16 protein-coding genes are annotated in these 18379 nt (G+C 59.6%); 9 read left to right on the forward strand and 7 right to left on the reverse strand.

Going from position 1 to position 18379, the window contains the following annotated elements:
* Positions 1-95: 95 nt before the first annotated feature.
* The 4 genes from CARG_RS08745 to CARG_RS10565 are packed head-to-tail and all read left to right on the forward strand — an operon-like array spanning position 96 to position 1897.
* A complete protein-coding gene (locus CARG_RS08745; RefSeq protein WP_021012289.1) occupies positions 96-1070 on the forward strand; it encodes an SPFH domain-containing protein in 975 nt (324 codons plus the stop codon).
* Between the two features lie 12 nt (positions 1071-1082).
* Entirely contained in the window at positions 1083-1280 is a 198-nt protein-coding gene (locus tag CARG_RS09935) for a hypothetical protein (protein ID WP_081761669.1), read from the forward strand.
* Positions 1281-1323: 43 nt separating this feature from the next.
* The gene (locus tag CARG_RS10760) at positions 1324-1764 is read left to right on the forward strand and encodes a DUF1648 domain-containing protein (protein ID WP_407637005.1); all 441 of its coding nucleotides are present in this window, start codon (positions 1324-1326) and stop codon (positions 1762-1764) included.
* Entirely contained in the window at positions 1721-1897 is a 177-nt protein-coding gene (locus CARG_RS10565; RefSeq protein ID WP_268869942.1) for a DUF5808 domain-containing protein, read from the forward strand. Before CARG_RS10760 ends, CARG_RS10565 begins: the two co-directional genes overlap by 44 nt.
* Positions 1898-1911: 14 nt before the next feature.
* Here the strand turns inward: CARG_RS10565 and CARG_RS08755 are convergent, their stop codons facing one another.
* The 5 genes from CARG_RS08755 to CARG_RS08775 all read right to left on the reverse strand — a co-directional run bounded on the left by CARG_RS08755 (position 1912) and on the right by CARG_RS08775 (position 8353).
* Positions 1912-2331, reverse strand: coding sequence for a heat shock protein transcriptional repressor HspR (locus tag CARG_RS08755; protein ID WP_021012291.1), 420 nt, complete (start codon positions 2329-2331; stop codon positions 1912-1914).
* Positions 2332-2337: 6 nt separating this feature from the next.
* Positions 2338-3522: a molecular chaperone DnaJ gene (gene dnaJ, locus CARG_RS08760; RefSeq protein ID WP_021012292.1), complete on the reverse strand. Its 1185-nt coding sequence runs from the start codon at positions 3520-3522 to the stop codon at positions 2338-2340.
* A gap of 149 nt (positions 3523-3671) precedes the next feature.
* Complete coding sequence (gene grpE / locus CARG_RS08765; protein ID WP_021012293.1) at positions 3672-4277, reverse strand: nucleotide exchange factor GrpE; 606 nt, start codon at positions 4275-4277, stop codon at positions 3672-3674.
* Positions 4278-4293: 16 nt separating this feature from the next.
* Positions 4294-6114 carry a molecular chaperone DnaK gene (gene dnaK / locus CARG_RS08770; RefSeq protein ID WP_021012294.1) on the reverse strand — a complete coding sequence of 607 codons (1821 nt, stop codon included), beginning with the start codon at positions 6112-6114 and terminating at the stop codon, positions 4294-4296.
* Positions 6115-6349: 235 nt separating this feature from the next.
* Positions 6350-8353: a hypothetical protein gene (locus tag CARG_RS08775; RefSeq protein ID WP_021012295.1), complete on the reverse strand. Its 2004-nt coding sequence runs from the start codon at positions 8351-8353 to the stop codon at positions 6350-6352.
* Positions 8354-8722: 369 nt separating this feature from the next.
* On the opposite strand from CARG_RS08775, the gene CARG_RS08780 reads away from it, so the two are divergent.
* From CARG_RS08780 to CARG_RS08800, 5 genes are all read left to right on the forward strand, one after another.
* Positions 8723-9913: an AI-2E family transporter gene (locus CARG_RS08780; protein ID WP_081761738.1), complete on the forward strand. Its 1191-nt coding sequence runs from the start codon at positions 8723-8725 to the stop codon at positions 9911-9913.
* 54 nt (positions 9914-9967) lie between these two features.
* The gene (locus CARG_RS08785; RefSeq protein ID WP_021012297.1) at positions 9968-12769 is read left to right on the forward strand and encodes a (Fe-S)-binding protein; all 2802 of its coding nucleotides are present in this window, start codon (positions 9968-9970) and stop codon (positions 12767-12769) included.
* 331 nt (positions 12770-13100) lie between these two features.
* Positions 13101-14342 (forward strand): pyridoxal phosphate-dependent aminotransferase, encoded by a 1242-nt coding sequence (locus CARG_RS08790; RefSeq protein WP_041747139.1) that lies wholly within the window; start codon positions 13101-13103, stop codon positions 14340-14342.
* 31 nt (positions 14343-14373) lie between these two features.
* Positions 14374-15735 carry a YibE/F family protein gene (locus tag CARG_RS08795; RefSeq protein ID WP_021012299.1) on the forward strand — a complete coding sequence of 454 codons (1362 nt, stop codon included), beginning with the start codon at positions 14374-14376 and terminating at the stop codon, positions 15733-15735.
* Positions 15736-15854: 119 nt separating this feature from the next.
* Positions 15855-16100, forward strand: coding sequence for a hypothetical protein (locus CARG_RS08800; RefSeq protein WP_041747140.1), 246 nt, complete (start codon positions 15855-15857; stop codon positions 16098-16100).
* 49 nt (positions 16101-16149) lie between these two features.
* Here CARG_RS08800 and CARG_RS08805 read toward each other — a convergent pair whose 3' ends face one another.
* Both CARG_RS08805 and CARG_RS08810 read right to left on the reverse strand, forming a co-directional pair.
* On the reverse strand, positions 16150-17442 hold the full coding sequence (locus CARG_RS08805) for a UDP-glucose dehydrogenase family protein (RefSeq protein ID WP_041747818.1): 1293 nt from the start codon (positions 17440-17442) through the stop codon (positions 16150-16152).
* A gap of 5 nt (positions 17443-17447) precedes the next feature.
* Entirely contained in the window at positions 17448-18371 is a 924-nt protein-coding gene (locus CARG_RS08810; RefSeq protein WP_041747819.1) for an ABC transporter substrate-binding protein, read from the reverse strand.
* Positions 18372-18379: the final 8 nt, after the last annotated feature.

The raw sequence follows: 18379 nt of genomic DNA on the forward strand, positions 1-18379 counted from the left end.
CTTAAATTTGCAGATCACTTTCGTTAAGCTAAAAATCGCTGGTAACCCCACCTCGACAATGCCCCAAATCCTCAAAATGTGATATCACTTTATGTATGAGTAATGACCCAAAAATCCCCCAAACCGTCGAAGTGTCTACCGATCCAGTAGGCCACACAGGCACCAACGTTGATGTCCAGGAACGGCCCGCAACCACAGGCGGGGCAGCAGCCGCCATTATCACCCTCGTCATTGCAGTCGCCCTGCTGGGAATTGCAGCCTTGCTCGCCCTTCAAGCCATGGCGGCACTCATGGAAACTAGCGTTGGCCTGGGCATACTACTTGGCATTGTCGCCGTACTGGCACTGATCGCCTCGCCCATCCTGTTCAGCATGGTCAAGGTCGTCTCCCCCGGACACACCCAAGTCCTGCAGCTGTTTGGCAAGTACCTAGGCACCAACCGGCGAACGGGACTAACTGTCGTCCCACCGCTGTCCTACGCAACGAAAGTCAGCGTACGTGTCCGCAACTTCGAGACCAACGTCATCAAGGTCAATGATGCCGGCGGCAACCCCATTGACATCGCAGCCATCATCGTCTGGCAGGTAGCCGATACCGCTAAAGCCACCTTCGCCGTGGAAGAGGTCGATGAGTTCATCCGAGCCCAAGCAGAATCGGCCCTGCGCCACGTCGCCTCAACCCACCCCTACGCCCCCTCAGCGCAGTATGCGCATTCCCTCTCCGGATCCACCGACGTCGTAAGTGCGGAAATCGCCGATGAGGTCGCCGCCCGCGTCGCCGTCGCAGGCCTCGAAATCGTCGAGGCTCGCATCTCCGCCTTGTCCTACGCGCCGGAAATTGCCCAGGCAATGCTGCAACGCCAACAGGCCTCGGCAATCGTGGATGCGCGGGAAACCATCGTCGAGGGCGCAGTTTCCATGGTCGAATCCGCCCTCGACCAGCTGGAAAAGCGCGACATCGTTGACCTCGATCACGAACGCCGAGCAGCGATGGTTTCCAACCTCCTGGTCGTACTGTGCAGCGAAAACAACACCACCCCCGTAGTCAATGCCGGCAATCTGTACCCCTAAAACGACCGCCTCATGCCAAGGAAACAAGTCCCCCTTCGGCTAGACCCCGACGTCTATGCCGCCCTTGCCAGGTGGGCGGCTGATGACCTCCGTAGCGTCAACGCACTCATCGAAGTGCTCCTTCGCGATGCCCTTAAGCGGGAGGGCCGCATGCCCCGCAGCGCCGGCCCACTACCCCGCCGGGGTCGACCACCTGAAAAAGAGGTGTAAATTACCAACTACCCACTATTGGAAACATTCACCAGACGGCAACATGCACAGAATAACCTGGCAGCCCTACGTACTTGGGGCATTAGTAACAGTAATTTCCACGGGCATGCTCCTTTACGGCTGGGACAACATCCCTGACACCTACGCCACACATTTCACCACTGGTGGCGAAGCAAATGGCTTCACTAACAAAGGCCCCGAGGTGTTCTTCGGCCAATACATGGCAGTAGGAATCCTCACCCTCGGCCTGGCCCTTGCCCTCCCCGACACGTTGCCTCTGCCCAAAAAGACAACACTGGAGCCTTGGCGGTCTTCCTCATCATCGCCACACTTGGAATCGCGATCGGGAGCGTGGCCTATGCCTAGCGTGCAGAGGATAAAGCAGCGGCCGAGACCAAAGATGCCCCAGCCGAAAGGCCCAAGGATGCAGAATTTGATACATCCAAGTACAGGAAGGGAGGGTTTTCTACTACGACCCGGATGACCCAGCTTATTTTGTGGAGAAGGCAATGGGCACCGGAATTGATTTCAACTACGCGCACTGGCCAGCGAAAGTTTTCCTAGTGTTCGTCGTCGCCCTCGTCGTAGTACCTATCCTGTTGGCGGCACTGTCCTAAAAGAACCACACTAACTAGCAGCTGCGACCTCTACGGTTTTCCCACACCACAATCGACGTCGAACGAGGCACATGCACCAGCTCACCGCGCGGCCGACCCCTTTGCGCCGAAAGACGTTCATTGTCCCGCCGCAACTGAGCATTCTCAGCACGCAAAGCCTCATTTTCCACCTTGAGCTGCAGGATCTCCTTAATGCCAGCAAGGTTAACGCCCTTGTCCTGACTTAGCCGCTGAATCGTACGCAAGGTATCAACATCATCCTGCGAATAGCGGCGGCCACCCCCACGAGTCCGGGCGGGGGTCACCAAACCCATGCGATCGTACGTACGCAGCGTCTGCGCATGCATCCCAGCAAGCTCGGCAGCTACCGAGATGACATACACCTTCTCACCCTGCTCCGACTGCCCGGCCGAAGAACGCGAATTGTTGCTCATCACTCATCACGCCCCTGCCCAGCCATCACGCGGATCAACACCCTGAGCAGCCACAGCGTCAGCATAAGCCTGCAGCGCCTGCTTCGCGGCGTCATCAAGCGAGCTGGGAACCTGCACAGCGAGCTTCACCAGCAAGTCACCGGCAGCGCCCTTACGCCGAGGAACACCCTTACCCTTGACCCGCAACACACGGCCATCGTTGGTGCCGGCAGGAACCTTCACCTTCACACGACCATTAAGCGTGGGAACAGACAAAGTTGTACCCAAAGCCAACTCTTCAAACGACACCGGCACCGTCAACAACAGGTTGTCATTCTTGCGTTCAAACAACTTGTCAGGCCGAACGTGCACGGTGACCAACACATCGCCGCTAGGAGCACCATTAGGCCCAGCCTCGCCGCGGCCCGCCAAGCGCACCTTCTGCCCATCATTCATCCCCGGAGGGATCTTCACGTTGATCGTGCGATCACGATTCTGCACACCGGTACCGCGGCAATCCGCACACGGATCCGTGACGACGCGGCCGGAACCATTGCAGTCTGAACACGGCGCACTAAAACCGAAAGCACCACGGTTTTCATTGACGAAACCGCTACCGTGGCAAGTACCGCACGTCGTTGGGTTACCAGACGTCGACCCCGACCCATGACAGGTCTTACAGGGAGCATTGCCCTTAATCTGCAAACTCAGCTGCGTACCCAACACAGCCTCGCGAAAATCCAGGATGACGTCGGTTTCTACATCCGACCCCCGCCGCGGCCGCGCTTGGCGGCGAGAAGAGCCACCGCCGCCACCCCACATGCCGCCGAAGATGTCGCCAAGACCGCCCTCCGCAGAAAAACCTCCACCCGGTCCAGATCCACCGAAGAGATCCGAGAGGTCGGAAATGTTGAAGCCATCCTGCCCGCGAAACCCGCCGGCCGCGGCGCCTCCAAACCGGCCAAAACCACCCTGGGCGATCATGGCCTTCAGCTCGTCGTACTCCGCACGCTTCTTGTCATCACCGATGACGTCGTAAGCTTCCGCAGCCTTCTTGAAACGCTCCTCGGCAGCAGCATCACCGGGATTCTTATCCGGGTGATTATCCCGGGCAAGCGTCCTGTACGCCTTCCTAATCTCGTCGTGGGTTGCGGACGAGGAGACCCCCAGATCCGCGTAATAATCCTTGTCAGCCCATTCAGCTTTGCTCACTGGGCATCTCCTCCTTTCCGGCTATTCGACCGGATAGTTAAATAAATAATTTTTGTTTTAATGTTGTCTAAAATTTCTACTAAAAAGCGGGGTCAGCAGCAGAAATACTGTCCACCGACCCCGCTATTGTGGCCTAAAAGCAGACTCGCTTAGGCCGGATCCGCAATAATCACCATTGCGGTACGGATCAGACGATCACCCATCGCCCAACCAGAGCGAAGGACCGTACCGATCACCTTGGTTTCACCGGTGGAGGTGTCCTGAACAGCCTCGTGGCGCTCAGGGTCAAACTCGTCGCCCTCGGCACCAAACTCGATAACATCGAACTTGGTGAAGGTCGCACGGATTTTATCGTTAACCGCCTTCAATGGGCCCTGCAGGTCACCGTGCTTTTCGGCGAGCTCCAGATCATCAACAACGGCCAACAATTCGGCAACGACACTAGCTTTCGCGGCATCCACCACCGCTGCTCGGTCACGCTCGGTGCGACGGCGGAAGTTCGCATACTCCGCCGTCACCCGCTGCAAGTCCTCTGTACGCTCAGCCAATTGCTGCGCGACGTCGGGCTCAACAGTGCCTTCAACCGGTTCCTCGACCGACGCGGCGTCATCATCCGGCTGTTCAGAATCGGACTGCTCCGCCATCTTGGCGAGAACTTCCTCCTCAGTCAGCGTCGTCGGCTGTTCCTGCTGATCGTCGCCGAAGCCATCGGCCGCGCCTTGCGGATCCTGGGGATCACTATGCTGATCGCTCACGACACAACACCTCTACTTACTTGTTGTCTTCGTCGTCGACAACCTCAGCGTCAACAACATCATCATCAGAGCCGTCCTCAGCGCCGGCCTCAGCAGCCTGGGTCTCGTAGAGCTCCTTGCCCATTTCCATGGACCCCTTGGACAGCTCCTCGACAGCGGACTTGATTGCCTCGATGTCCTCACCCTTCAGAGCCTCTTCGACACCCTTAGCGGCCTCTTCGACCTTGTTCTTGACGTCATCGGACAGCTTGTCGGCGTTGTCTTCGACAGCCTTGCGGGTCTGGTACACCATGGACTCAGCAGAGTTGCGGACCTCCTGCTCCTCGCGGCGCTTCTTGTCCTCCTCAGCGTGAACCTCGGCGTCCTTGATCATGCGATCGATTTCATCCTGGGACAGGCCAGAACCATCCTGAATCTTGATGGTGTTTTCCTTGCCGGTGCCCTTGTCCTTCGCGGTGACGTGGACGATACCGTTAGCGTCGATGTCGAAGGTGACCTCGATCTGCGGAACACCACGGGGAGCCGGAGCGATACCGGTCAGCTCGAAGGAACCGAGCAGCTTGTTGGCAGCAGCCATCTCGCGCTCGCCCTGGAAGACCTGGATCTGAACGCTGGGCTGGTTGTCCTCAGCGGTGGTGAAGGTCTCCGAACGCTTGGTCGGAATGGTGGTGTTGCGTTCGATCAGCTTGGTCATCACGCCACCCTTGGTCTCAATACCAAGCGACAGCGGGGTGACGTCGAGCAGGAGCACGTCCTTGACCTCGCCACGCAGCACACCAGCCTGGAGGGCAGCACCGACAGCAACAACCTCATCCGGGTTAACGCCCTTATTGGGCTCCTTGCCACCGGTAAGTTCCTTCACCAGTTCGGAGACTGCAGGCATACGGGTGGAACCACCGACGAGCACAACGTGGTCGATGTCGCCAACACCAATGCCGGCATCCTTGATGACCTGGTTGAACGGAGCCTTGCAGCGGTCCAGCAGATCCTGGGTGATGCGCTGGAACTCAGCACGGGACAAGGTCTCGTCCAAGAACAGCGGGTTCTTTTCTGCATCCACAGTGATGTAGGGCAGGTTGATGTTTGCGGACTGGTTAGAGGACAGCTCGATCTTTGCCTTCTCAGCAGCCTCACGCAAACGCTGCAGAGCCATCTTGTCCTTGGTCAGGTCGATGCCGTTGGCTGCCTTGAACTTCTCAACCAACCAGTCAACGATGCGCTGATCCCAGTCATCGCCACCAAGCTCGTTATCGCCGGAGGTTGCGCGAACCTCGACCACGCCATCACCGATCTCCAGGAGGGAGACGTCGAAGGTACCGCCACCAAGGTCGAAGACCAGGATGGTCTGTTCCTTGTCCCCCTTCTCAAGGCCGTAAGCCAGTGCAGCTGCGGTGGGCTCGTTAACGATACGCAGGACGTTGAGACCCGCGATCTGGCCAGCTTCCTTAGTTGCCTGACGCTGGGAGTCAGAGAAGTAAGCCGGAACAGTAATGACGGCGTCAGTGACGTCCTCACCCAAGTAGGATTCAGCGTCGCGCTTGAGCTTCATCAAAGTGCGGGCAGAAATTTCCTGAGGGGTGTACTTCTTGCCGTCGATGTCGACAGTCCAGTCCTGGCCGATGTGGCGCTTCACGGAGCGGATGGTGCGGTCAACGTTGGTGACTGCCTGGTTCTTAGCGGACTGGCCGACAAGAACCTCGCCGTTCTTAGCGAAAGCAACCACCGAGGGGGTGGTGCGAGAGCCTTCAGCGTTGGCAATAACGACGGGCTCGCCGCCTTCAAGTACAGATACAACAGAGTTAGTGGTTCCGAGGTCGATGCCTACTGCACGTCCCATGATGATTCTCCTTACTGGTTTTCTACGTTTCTACTACAGTCCGGTTGAGCCTACCTGACTCAACCTTTCACACCGTACAACGTATGCATCCTACAAACTTGTTCCCACTAGACTCAAGTATTGCATGTGTTTTGCATCACATAAATGCAAAAAAGGCACCTAAGCTGGCATTTTACAACCAACTCAGGTGCCCATTGTCAGCGGCTCCAAGCCGCCGGGCCGACGCTAATTAACGCTAATTGCGCCCGTGCGGACCCCAGAAGGGAACTCCGGCACCAGAAGAACCATTCGCGCCAAAGGTCGCAAACATGCCATTGCCCCACAGGGTCACAAGGATCGCACCGATCCCCAACAGGTTCGCGATACCAATGATGATCGCAGCCAAAGACAGCTTCGCCGGGTTCGCGATGAAGTTGCTAAACCAATCGCTCGGCGGCTGCTCAGCTGGCGGCTCCTCCACCGGCGGCTCTTCATCGTCGATGACCGGCGGCGCGGGTTCCTCGCCAGGCTTCGGCGTTGCAACAATGGTCGTGGAGCTCAAGTAAGACTTCTGAGCCTTCTCGCTCGGCACACAGTTCACGCCGAGGGTGAACGTACCGGCCAAAGAGTGCTTGGCAGTAACAGCCATGGACAAGAAGTTTTCGGGCTTATTAAATTGCCCCGCAGCACCCTCGGAACGCAGGTAGGTCCGCACGAACTCACCTGGCTTACCTACAGCCTTAAAGCGAACCTTCACAGCAGGCAGGGTGTAAGTGACCGGCTTACCGTTAACCTCAGCACCCAAACCACCCTGCGACAGGCCAGTGTCCGGGCCATTGCCGACAGTTTTATTCGCACCGCTCAGACGCAAGAACCCACCGTCTTCAGCGGGCTCACCAGCAGCGTTAATACGGGTCACCGTGGGAGCATCCCCGTCCAAGTTCTGCCCCTCGCCAACGAGCTCGTAGGACACAACCTCAGCAACCTCGGGAGAAGGCAGCGCCATGTCGATCTTCACGCGATCCACACGCAAAATGGTTGCAGACTCAGCCTTGCCCTCAGTCTCAATGGGTGCGGGGGTCAGGGTGACATCGAATTCTTCACCCTCCCGAACCCAGCGAGGCGAGGTGGAGCTCAACTCCATCGACTTCGGTGACTCAGCGTCCTGACCAAAAGGCGCACCATTACTCATGCATCGAGCATTGAACTTGCTGGGGCGCGTGTTTTCCGGGCCAATCGCCGAGGAATCACCAGTACCCGGCGCCGAGGATTCACCCGGGGCGACAGGCGCGGGCACTTCCTTGGCAGCAACCTTCACGATAGTCCCCGGCAGCGGAACAAGGGCACGTGTACCTGTAGCCGGGCCGTAGCCGTCCATGTAGCCAATAGCGGCTTCATATAAACCCGGCTGAGCGTCCGCGGGCACCACGAACTGGGCCTTCAGCTTCTCAGTCGCACCCTCAGCCAGACCATAGGACCGTCCACCCGGATGCACTCCAATGTAATTGTCATTCGGCGCGGGACTACGCGTCCAACCCGGATCAGTAAAGCTGCTAAACCAACCAGGCTCGGGATTAGTAAACGTCATACCGCGGGTTGTCAGATGGAATGCTGCACCGTCATTAAAGTCAGCGCTTTCTTCAACGTAGGTGAAACCCACCGGCGGCTCAATGCCAGTCTCAACGCGACGAACCTTCTCCGCCACAGTCGAGGAGACCTCATAAGTCACCGTGTCACCAGGCGCGACCTCCACCGGGGATTCCAGTGATGACGTCGCATCGTTTACTGTTCCCACGACAGTTGCGGTCAACGGGCTTTTCGAATTCGTGCGGGTCTGCGGACCCACAACGTTCACCGTCAGTACCGCATCCCGCACCGGGTTAGCGCCAGCAGTATCAGTGAAACGCGCCAACACAATGTGCGGACCGAAGGAATTAAACGTGTACTCCGCCTGCAAAGTCTTAGCCGGCAACTCATCAACCTGCTGACCATCCACAAACAGTGACAGACTGCCGCCCTCCGGCGCGGACTCTGGGGCCGCAACGTCAAAGGTGATCGTGGAACCCAACGCGACGTCATCAATCGACTGATCCGCCTTCAAGTCAACCGACGCACTATCGTGCTTGTCCCAATAATCAGCAGCACTTGCCGCCGCCGCAGGAGCAGCCACAGCCACCGGAACACCCGGCAACCCAGCCACAGCCAAAGAAGCACACGTAGCCGCAGCTACAAGGCCTGTTCGCACACGAAAAATCTGCATAACTTCCTCAAAAACGATGTAGTACGGACGCCACCGACGGCGATAAACCACATGCAATAACGTGCACGGCCACACTATGGCCCCCGACAACGGGCGACAGCACAAGTGAAGCTTTCGGTGCGCTACGATTGCACAGTGTAGCGAATACAACACTTAGAACCCACACGGCAACCCCATCACCTAAGTAGCAACTGCAACGCGTTGTCCTCTATGGTTTGCACAGTAAATGCGTAATGAAGAAAAAGGTGAAACGTGAACACAACCCCCCAAGGGCCCACCAACAGCCCTTCCAATGGTGACACCCTGCCAGACCTGGCCGACACCATCGCCGACAACGTCGCCGACACCGCCGACGGCTCCGACGCAGCCATGCCGGCCAGCACCGACCGCGCCATCATCATCGGCCGCGACGGCCGCTGGGTCGCAGGGTGGGCACTGCGTTTCATCGTCGTAGCCATCGCCCTCTACATCGCAAGCATCGGGCTCGCGAAAGTATGGATCGGCATCCTCCCCATCCTGCTCTCCATCCTGGTGTGCACCGTTCTATGGCCGCCCGTGCGCTGGCTACGCGCGCACAAATTCCCGCCGGCACTAGCCGTCGCAACCGTCGTGCTCAGCTGCTTCGCCATCGTCGGCGGCATCTTCGCCGCCATGGCGCCCACGGTGACCAGCCAGTCCAAGGAGCTCTACGACCAGGCCCTCGCCGGCGCGCACAAACTGCAGGACTACATCCAAGGCCCGCCGCTCAACATCAAAGCCGAGCAGGTCAACAACGCCGTCGACGAACTCCTCGACAAGGCACGCGCCCAAGGCGACGCCATCACCTCCGGCGTGATCAGCAGCGTCTCCACTGCCACTGAGGTCATCGCGACCGGCGTGATCTGCCTTGTCCTCACCTTCTTCTTCCTCAAAGACGGCCCCAAGTTCCTCCCCTGGGTGCGCCGTACCACCGGCCCTACCTGGGGCTACCACCTCACCGAGGTTCTCAGCCGCACCTGGGTAACCCTCGCCGGCTTCATCCGCGCGCAGGCCATGGTCTCCCTCGTCGATGCCATCTTCATCGGCATCGGCCTGCTCGTCCTGAAGGTGCCGCTCGCGCTCGTGCTGGTCGTCCTGACCTTCTTCGCCGGCTTCATCCCGATCGTCGGCGCCATCTCCGCAGGCGCGATCTCCGTCCTCATCGCCTTGGTGTCTAACGGTGTCACCAACGCCATCATGGTGCTCGTACTCATCATCGCCGTCCAGCAGTTGGAGAGCCACATCCTCTCCCCCATCCTCCAGTCCAAGGCCATGGATCTGCACCCCGTTATCGTGCTGCTGTCTGTCACCGTCGGTGGCGGACTGTTCAAGATCATCGGCGCTTTCCTGGCTGTGCCCGTCGCCGCCACCATCGCCGTATGGATCCGCTACCACGGTGACCTCGTAGCCCTTCGCGCCGGTGAGAAAACCACCGATGACATCGAACTGGCCACCGGTGACAACAACGACGACAGCGGTAACGTCCTCGACACCATCAAGACGAAACTCTCCGCCATGGCAACTAAAACCAAAAAGGCATAGAGCTAACCCGCCCCTAGCTTTCCGGGCATGGCCAGCTGATTTAAGCTACTGGCCATGCCCCTTTTCGCTTCCTGCCCCACGATCACCGCAGAGACGATGACTATAGGCCTCCTCGGCCTCATCCTCTCCGCCCCAGCTTGGTGGTTTTTCGGCAAGGGAGTCGCCCGCCTAGTCACCTTCATCCGTTCAGGCGCGAAAGAAAACACAATTAATGACGTCGCGGAGCTCACCGCGACAAGCAGGCTCAACCAGCCAGGCCGACGGCTGGCCACCCTCGTCAAAGAGGTGGCACTGCACACCGAACTCGCCCGCAAGCCACTGGTCGCCGCAGCGCACTGGCTGGTCATGGTCGGCTTCCTCCTCGGATCCTTCGTGTGGTTCGAGGCCTACATCCAAACCTTCAACCCCGCAGGCGGATGGCCACTCATCGGCCGTACCGCCGCCTACCATGCGGTCGACGAGTTCCTGGGCGTCGGCACAGTCCTCGGCATCCTCGTGTTGATGGTCATTCGAAGGCTCAACCGCCGCCGCTTCTACGGCTCCAACGAACGAGCAGCACTCTTCGTCGAACTGGTCGTCCTGCTCGAAGGCGCCGGGATGATCCTCGTCAAAGCGGGCAAAATCTCCACCTACCCGCTGCTCAACCACGCCGACTGGACCTCCCCTGTCTCCGGACTCATCGCACAGTGGCTACCCGCCAACGCCACCATGGTCAGCGCCTTCGCACTGCTCAAACTACTCACCGGCATGGTGTGGCTCTACATCGTCGGCCAACAACTGTCCTGGGGTGTCGCCTGGCACAGATTCCTCGCATTCTTCAACATCTTCTACCAGCGCAACCCCGACGGCGCGCCCGCGCTAGGCAAACTGCCCACCCCCAACCTCGACGCGACGTCATCAACCGGCGAAGACACCCCACCCGGAGTCGGCACCGTCGGCCACATGCCGTGGAAAATGCTACTCGACGCCGCTACCTGCACCGAATGCGGCCGCTGCCAAGAACAATGCCCCGCATGGAACACCGGTAAGCCACTGAGCCCCAAACTGTTCGTCCGCGACCTCCGCGACGCCGCCCTCGACGGCCCCGCCTACCTCACCCTCGTCGACAACGTCATCGAACCCGACGTGCTGTGGTCCTGCACCAACTGCGGCGCCTGCGTCGAACAATGCCCCGTCGACATCGAGCACATCGACCACGTCGCAAACCTCCGCCGCTACCAAGTACTCGGCGCCTCCGACTTCCCCAGCGAACTCACCAGCCTGTTCAAAAACGTCGAAACCAAAGGCAACCCCTGGGGACGCAACTCCAGCGAACGCATGGACTGGATCGAAGCCGCCCGCCGCGACGGCATCGAGGTCCCACTCGCCCACGAAGTCGACGACTTCGAATACCTCTTCTGGGTCGGCTGCGCCGGCACCTACGACGACAACGCCCGCGCAACCACCCGCGCAACCGTCGAACTCCTGCACACAGCCGGCGTGAAATTCGCCGTCCTCGGCAGCGACGAAACCTGCACCGGCGACCCCGTACGCCGCGCAGGCAACGAATTCCTGTTCCAAATGCTGGCGCAAGAAAACGTCAACACCCTCAACAACGCCTTCGGCAACAATGACGCCGCGGAAGAGGCGACGTCATCACGCGCGCAGCGCAAAATCATCACCACCTGCGCACACTGCTTCAACACCCTCCGCAACGAATACCCCGACTTCGGCGGACACTTCGACGTATTCCACCACACACAACTGCTTAACCGCCTGGTCCGCGAAGGGCTACTGAAGCCGATCCCCCGGACATCGAGCGACCGCAAGCCGATCACTTACCACGACCCCTGCTTCCTCGGCCGACACAACAAGGTGTTCGACCCACCCCGCGAACTGCTGGAATCCATCGCCGGCGGGCCAGCCGGGCTGGTCGAAATGAACCGCAACCGCAACAATGGCTTCTGCTGCGGTGCCGGTGGTGCGCGCATGTTCATGGAAGAAAAACTCGGCACACGCATCGCCGACAACCGCGCAGAAGAAGCCCGCTCGACCGGCGCTGGCGAAGTGGCCGTCGGCTGCCCCTTCTGCAACACCATGCTCGGCGGAGGAATCAAGGCGACAGCTGCCGCTGGTGAAGACGCCGCCGATGCACCCCAGGTGCGGGACGTTGCCGTGATGCTACGCGATTCAATCATGGTCGACGGCGCGCTTCCCAAACCCCGCGCGAAAGCGTTCCTCGGGACACCGGTTCGACGACAGCGCAGCGAAACTACAGTTAACGAGCCTGCAGTCACTGAACAGCCCACCGGATCTGTGGGCTCAGTGGGCTCTGTGGATTCTGAGAAGCCCGCCGCCCCAGCGGGTTCGCCCGCCCCAGTGGTGCCTGTGCCGCCAGCTCCGCCAGCGCCCGCTGCACCAGCACCCGGCGGTGCTGTGCCCAAGCCAGGCGGCAGTGCCTCGAAACCGGGCAGCAGTGTCCCCCGCCCCGGCGGTGCTGTGCCTAAGCCAGGCGCGTCAGTGCCCAAACCCGCTACACCAGCACCCGGCGGTGCTGTGCCCAAGCCAGGCAGCGCAGCACCCGCACCCGGCAGCGCTGTCCCCAAGCCAGGCACATCAGTGCCCAAGCCCGCTGCACCAGCACCCGGCGGTGCTGTGCCCAAGCCAGGCAGCGCAGCACCCGCACCCGGCGGTGCTGTGCCCAAGCCAGGCGCATCCGTACCCAAGCCAGGCAGCGCAGCACCCGCACCCGGCGGTGCTGTCCCCAAGCCAGGCGCATCAGTGCCCAAGCCAGGCAGCAGTGCCCCGAAACCGGGCAGCAGTGTCCCCCGCCCCGGCGGTGCTGTGCCCCGCCCGGGCTCTGACACAGACTCCTAAGTGCACTGAAATGGGCAAATTACACCATTTACCGAGTGTTTTGCCTGGTCGTTTCTCCCAAAGTCGCATATTTGCCCATTTCGGTGCACGGCGTCGTCGTCACTGCGCTGCTCCTACCAACCCGACCTGCAGAGCCCACCAACCCGATCGCCGCCTATTACGCAGTACAAAAAACCGGCAGATTTCCCTTTCCCACTAAATTGACCTGCGGAAACGTCCCGTAAACTCTAAATCTGCCGGTTTTTTGTACTTCTCCCATCAAATCCGCCCTCAACACCGCCCGCCACCAACACACCCCACTAACTAGAGGCGCTCCTTATATACTGTGCCAATGAGTAACTCGCAGTACAGGCCCCGACGTATTTTTGACCAGTCGGAAAAGATGAAGGACGTTCTCTACGAGATTCGTGGCCCGGTATCTGCGGAAGCGGAACGCCTTGAGCTGGACGGCCACCGTATTTTGAAGCTGAACACCGGCAACCCGGCGGTCTTCGGTTTCGAGGCGCCGGATGTGATCATGCGCGACATGATCGCTGCGCTTCCGACCTCGCAAGGCTACACCACTTCGAAGGGCATCATCCCTGCTCGCCGCGCGATCGTGACGCGCTACGAGGTTATTGAGGGTTTCCCTTACTTCGACGTCAATGATGTTTTCTTGGGCAATGGCGTGTCTGAGCTGATCAGTATGGTCACTCAGGCGTTGCTTAATGACGGCGACGAGGTATTGATCCCCATGCCGGATTATCCTCTCTGGACTGCGGCAACGTCTCTGGCTGGCGGTAAGCCGGTGCACTACTTGTGCGATGAGGAGGATGATTGGAATCCTTCCATCGAGGATATCCGCGCGAAGGTGACGGATAAGACCAAGGCGATTGTTGTGATCAACCCGAACAATCCGACGGGTGCGGTGTATTCCCGCAAGGTGTTGGAGGAGATCGCCCAGGTTGCGCGCGAAAACGATCTGCTGATCCTCGCTGATGAGATTTACGATCGGATCCTGTACGACGGTGCCGAGCACATTTCGATGGCCCAGGTCGCTCCCGACATGCTGTGTATTACGTTTAATGGTTTGTCGAAGGCGTATCGTGTGGCTGGTTACCGCGCGGGGTGGATGATTTTGACGGGGCCGAAGCATCATGCGGCTGGCTTTATTGAGGGCCTCGAGCTGCTGGCCAGTACTCGCTTGTGTCCGAATGCTCCTGCTCAGCACGCTGTTCAGGTGGCTTTGGGTGGGCGTCAGTCTATCTATGATCTCACGTGTAAGGGCGGCCGTTTGTTGGAGCAGCGCAATGTTGCGTACGAGAAGCTCAATGAGATCCCGGGTATTAGCTGCACTAAGCCGATGGGCGCGCTGTATTGCTTCCCGAAGATCGACCGCAATGTTTATGACATTCATGACGACGCCCAGTTCATGCTTGATCTCCTGCGCGCGGAGAAGATTCTGATGGTTCAAGGGACGGGTTTTAACTGGCCGGAGCCGGATCATTTCCGTGTGGTGACGTTGCCGTGGGCGAAGGATCTGGAGATCGCGATCGATCGGATCGGTAACTTCTTGGCCAGCTACAAGCAGTAGTGGGCTGCTGGGGGCGGTAGGCTACCTGTTTATGGGTCGTCATCATAAGCCTTCGGGTTCTGCCGCTTCTGGTTCTTCTGTCGCACGCACGCCTGCTTCTTCGGATAATGACGCCGCGTCGGGTTCTGGTTGGCGTCCGCGTGCGCGTGCCACTGGTAGGGATTATCGTGAGCCGTTCACTGTGGTGCAGTGGGTGTTGTCGATTTTCTTGATGCTTGGTGCGGTGGCGACTGTTGTTGGCTTGGTTGTGTTGTGGCCGGCTAGCAGTGAGCCGCGTGTGGCGCCGGAGTTTTCCGCGACGTCACCGCTGCCGAAGAGTCAGGTGTCGGGCGAGGTTGTTATCCGTGACCAGGGTACGTGTAATACACCGTCGGTGGGGAGGGTGTTTGATTCGGCTCCGGTGACTCCTTTGTCGACCCAGGAGGCGCAGTGTGAGCGTGCGATTGTGCAGATTGATTCTGGGCAGAATGCGGGCAAGCGCACCTTGTTGTTGATTGGGGAGCATCCGGGAGATCCTCAGCTGAAGGAGGGGGAGAAGGTCCGTTTGGCGGAGCAGGAGTCTGCTGATGGCCAGGTGGGCTACACGTTTACCGATTATCAGCGTGGCCACAAGTTGCTGGGTTGGGGTATTGCGACGGCGTTAGCGATTGTGCTGATTGGTGCGTGGCGGGGTGCTCGGTCGTTGGTTGGTTTGGCGATCACGTTGGGTGCGGTTGGGGTGTTTTTGATCCCTGCGTTGTTGCATGGCGGTCCGCCGTTGGCGTTGGCTGTTGTGTGCGGCTCGGCGGTGTTGTACCTGGTCTTGTATTTGGTGCATGGGTTTAGTTGGAAGACGTCGGCGGCGTTGGCTGGCACTGTGATTTCGTTGGTGTTGGCGGCGGTGTTGGCGCATCTTGCGATTGGCCAGAATCAGTTGCGCGGGTTGGGCAATGAGGACAATCTGCTGATTCAGTTGTATTTGCCGGATGTGACGGTCACGGGGCTGATGTTGTGTGGGTTCATTATTGGCGCGCTGGGTGTGCTTAATGACGTCACGATTGCGCAGGCGTCGACGGTCAACGAGCTGGCGGACATTGAGCCGAATGCGAATCCGTGGCGGTTGTTTGCTGGTGCGATGAAGGTGGGGCGTGACCATATTGCGTCGATGGTGTACACGTTGGTGTTGTCGTACACGGGTGCGGCGTTGCCTTTGTTGCTGCTGTTGAGTGTCGCGGATCGTCCGTTTGGTGAGGTGTTGACGTCTGATGTGATGGCGACGGAGTTGTTACGTTCTGCGATTGGTGCGTTGGCATTGGCGTTGGCGGTGCCGATTACGACGGCGATCGCGGCGTTTAGTGTGGTTGGTCAGCGTCGTTTGGATGCGGCGGCGGAGCAAGGGGTGAAGCTGCCTTAAAACAGATCAAAGGTGGGGCCAGAGCTGGTAGAGTGAGGGTCCCGCAACCACCGTCGAAGAAGGCCACCACATGCTTCGCAGCTCTTTCGGCCTGCAGCTGGCATTACTAGCCTTACCAAGTGGCCTACTTCTACGGGCACAAAGAGCTACTGGACACCGACACATTCATCAGGTTGCTCATCATCGCAGTCAGTTTCTACACGGCTAGCAGACTGCCCAGCAGAGGCAGCACCCCACCATGGGTCAGCTGGGTGCTACTCCCCCTTGCTATCGGCGCAGCCTACTGGGCTGCTACAGAACGAGCATGGGAGATCGCGCACCATGCAGAGCCCATCATCTTCCCCTCGGTAGCATGGGCTTGCTAGTGGCTGTCGCCATTGCATTACTCAACCAGGGGCTACAGCAAACCAGTGTTCACCCCCGCCCCAAGGCCTGATAGTCCCAGCCAGCAGCCTGCCACGCGGCAGAATCCAGCACATTGCGCCCGTCCAAAATCACCTTCGAACGCACCCGCTCCCCCACCTCAACGGGGTCGAGGTCGATGAACTCCTGCCATTCGGTAGCCAACACCACCACGTCTGCGCCTTGCACGGCGTCCGCGCAACTGTCCACGTAGCGAAGTGTCGGATACACCGCTGCAGCATTAGCCATCGCCTGGGGGTCGTACACAGTGGTGGCTGCACCACCCAGCGACAGCGCTCCAGCCACCGCCAGTGCGGGCGAATCACGAACATCATCACTATTAGGTTTGAAGGCCGCACCCAGCACCGTCACGCGCGCACCCAACAGGCTGCCCCCGCAGGCTTTGTGCACCAACTGCACCATGCGTTCGCGCCGACGCAGGTTAATCGCGTCAACCTCCAGCAAAAACGTCAGCGCCTCATTAGCGCCGAGCTCCCCCGCCCGCGCCATGAACGCACGAATATCCTTAGGCAGGCACCCACCACCGAAGCCCAAACCGGCGCCCAGGAACTTCCGCCCGATGCGTTCGTCGTAGCCGATGGCGTCAGCCAAAGCCATCACGTCGGCGCCTGTACGTTCGCAAATCTCCGACACTGCATTAATGAAGGAAATCTTGGTCGCCAAAAAAGCATTGGCCGACACCTTCACCAGTTCGGCCGTCGCCAAGTCGGTTTCGAGAAAGGGCGTACCTGCGGCAATGGGCGCCGCATAGATCTCACGCGCCAGTCCCACCACGTCAACCGACGGATTGTCGCGAACCCCCAGAACAATACGGTCGGGGGAAATCGTGTCCCTCACCGCGTAGCCCTCGCGCAGGAACTCCGGGTTCCACGCAATCTCCACCCGACTGTTCCGTTGCAAGCGCTCCGCCGTCCCCACCGGCACCGTGGACTTGCCCAACAACACATGCCCTGGTCCCGCAGCCTGGGATAACGCATCCACCGCCGCATCGACGTAGCGCACATCTGCGGCATAGCTACGCGAGCGCTGCGGCGTGCCGACGCCAAGGAAATGTACCTTCGCGAACCTCGCGGCGTCATCAATACTTGTACTAAAACGCAACCTTCCGGCTCTGATGTTTCGCTGAAGCACTTCCTGCAGCCCCGGTTCGAAGAAGGGAACGCGGCCGGCGCTCAGTGCCTCGATTTTCGCGGCGTCAACGTCAACGCCCATCACCTGGTGGCCCAACTCCGCCATGCACGCAGCATGCGTCGCCCCCAAGTACCCAGTACCAATCACCGACATACGCATCAGGGGGCCACCTCCACAGAATCAACAAACTCACGCGCGACCGACGCCGCCGACTGCTTACCCTCACCCACATTACGGTGATTCATCTGCGTCAGCGCCTCGGTTGTCACATGGGTGTTGACATCGCGGATCACCGACGCCGCACCAACGCTCACGCTGCGCGCACGCATGACCGGCAGCACGTTTTGGGGCAGCACCATGCCCTTCGGGTCGTCCAACTGGACCAGGCCTTGGGTGGGCGTGGTCGTATAAATATCAGCAACGTCCGCGGTGCCCTCGTTGAGAGCCGCGATAGTCAGGGGGCCACCGCCGTCAGAAATCGGCACGAGATCCACCCCCACCCCATAGAGCTCCTTCAAACCGGACGGACCATAGGGGCGCTTCGACAACTCCGGGTTGCCGGCCAACCGCAAGCGCACGGGCACATCAGCCAGGTCAGCCAACGAGGCCACGTTGTGGCGCTGCGCAAAGTCTTCCGTGACCCAAAAAGCATCCTTCGACTGTGCAGCAGCGGTCTCACCGGCAACAATGCCCTCCGGCAGCACCCCACGCAACGTGCCCAGCACTTGCTCCTCGGAAGCACCGGGGTCAAGCTCCGCGCCAAAAAACTGCGCCAGATTACCCGAATACTCCGGCACAATATCCACGCTGCCCTCCTGCAGGGCAGCCATGTAGACCTCGCGGGAACCAATACCGGACTTTACCTGCACCTCGTAGCCCGCGTTCTCCAACGCCGCGGCCCACACCTGGCCGATGATCTCCGACTCCGGGAAGTTAGCCGTGCCAATCACCACCGGCCCACCCGGCGCGCCACCGCCCGCCCCTTCAGAATCGAAAGGATCGTGGCTCACACACCCCGCTAGCACCCCCAGCGACAACACGGCGCCGACCACAACGCCCACTACAGACTGTACAGACTTCATCGCTACCA

It is taken from the genome of Corynebacterium argentoratense DSM 44202, assembly GCF_000590555.1.
Classification (GTDB): Bacteria; Actinomycetota; Actinomycetes; order Mycobacteriales; family Mycobacteriaceae; genus Corynebacterium; species Corynebacterium argentoratense.

Bases quoted from the DNA above. Each gene is read 5' to 3' on its own strand.
- dnaK (WP_021012294.1), bottom strand. From the start codon at position 6,114: ATGGGACGTGCAGTAGGCATCGACCTCGGAACCACTAACTCTGTTGTA.
- CARG_RS08790 (WP_041747139.1), top strand. From the start codon at position 13,101: ATGAGTAACTCGCAGTACAGGCCCCGACGTATTTTTGACCAGTCGGAA.
- CARG_RS08755 (WP_021012291.1), bottom strand. From the start codon at position 2,331: ATGAGCAACAATTCGCGTTCTTCGGCCGGGCAGTCGGAGCAGGGTGAG.
- CARG_RS08795 (WP_021012299.1), top strand. From the start codon at position 14,374: ATGGGTCGTCATCATAAGCCTTCGGGTTCTGCCGCTTCTGGTTCTTCT.
- CARG_RS08780 (WP_081761738.1), top strand. From the start codon at position 8,723: ATGCCGGCCAGCACCGACCGCGCCATCATCATCGGCCGCGACGGCCGC.
- CARG_RS08785 (WP_021012297.1), top strand. From the start codon at position 9,968: ATGCCCCTTTTCGCTTCCTGCCCCACGATCACCGCAGAGACGATGACT.
- CARG_RS09935 (WP_081761669.1), top strand. From the start codon at position 1,083: ATGCCAAGGAAACAAGTCCCCCTTCGGCTAGACCCCGACGTCTATGCC.
- CARG_RS08775 (WP_021012295.1), bottom strand. From the start codon at position 8,353: ATGCAGATTTTTCGTGTGCGAACAGGCCTTGTAGCTGCGGCTACGTGT.
- CARG_RS08745 (WP_021012289.1), top strand. From the start codon at position 96: ATGAGTAATGACCCAAAAATCCCCCAAACCGTCGAAGTGTCTACCGAT.
- CARG_RS10760 (WP_407637005.1), top strand. From the start codon at position 1,324: ATGCACAGAATAACCTGGCAGCCCTACGTACTTGGGGCATTAGTAACA.
- CARG_RS08810 (WP_041747819.1), bottom strand. From the start codon at position 18,371: ATGAAGTCTGTACAGTCTGTAGTGGGCGTTGTGGTCGGCGCCGTGTTG.
- CARG_RS08805 (WP_041747818.1), bottom strand. From the start codon at position 17,442: ATGTCGGTGATTGGTACTGGGTACTTGGGGGCGACGCATGCTGCGTGC.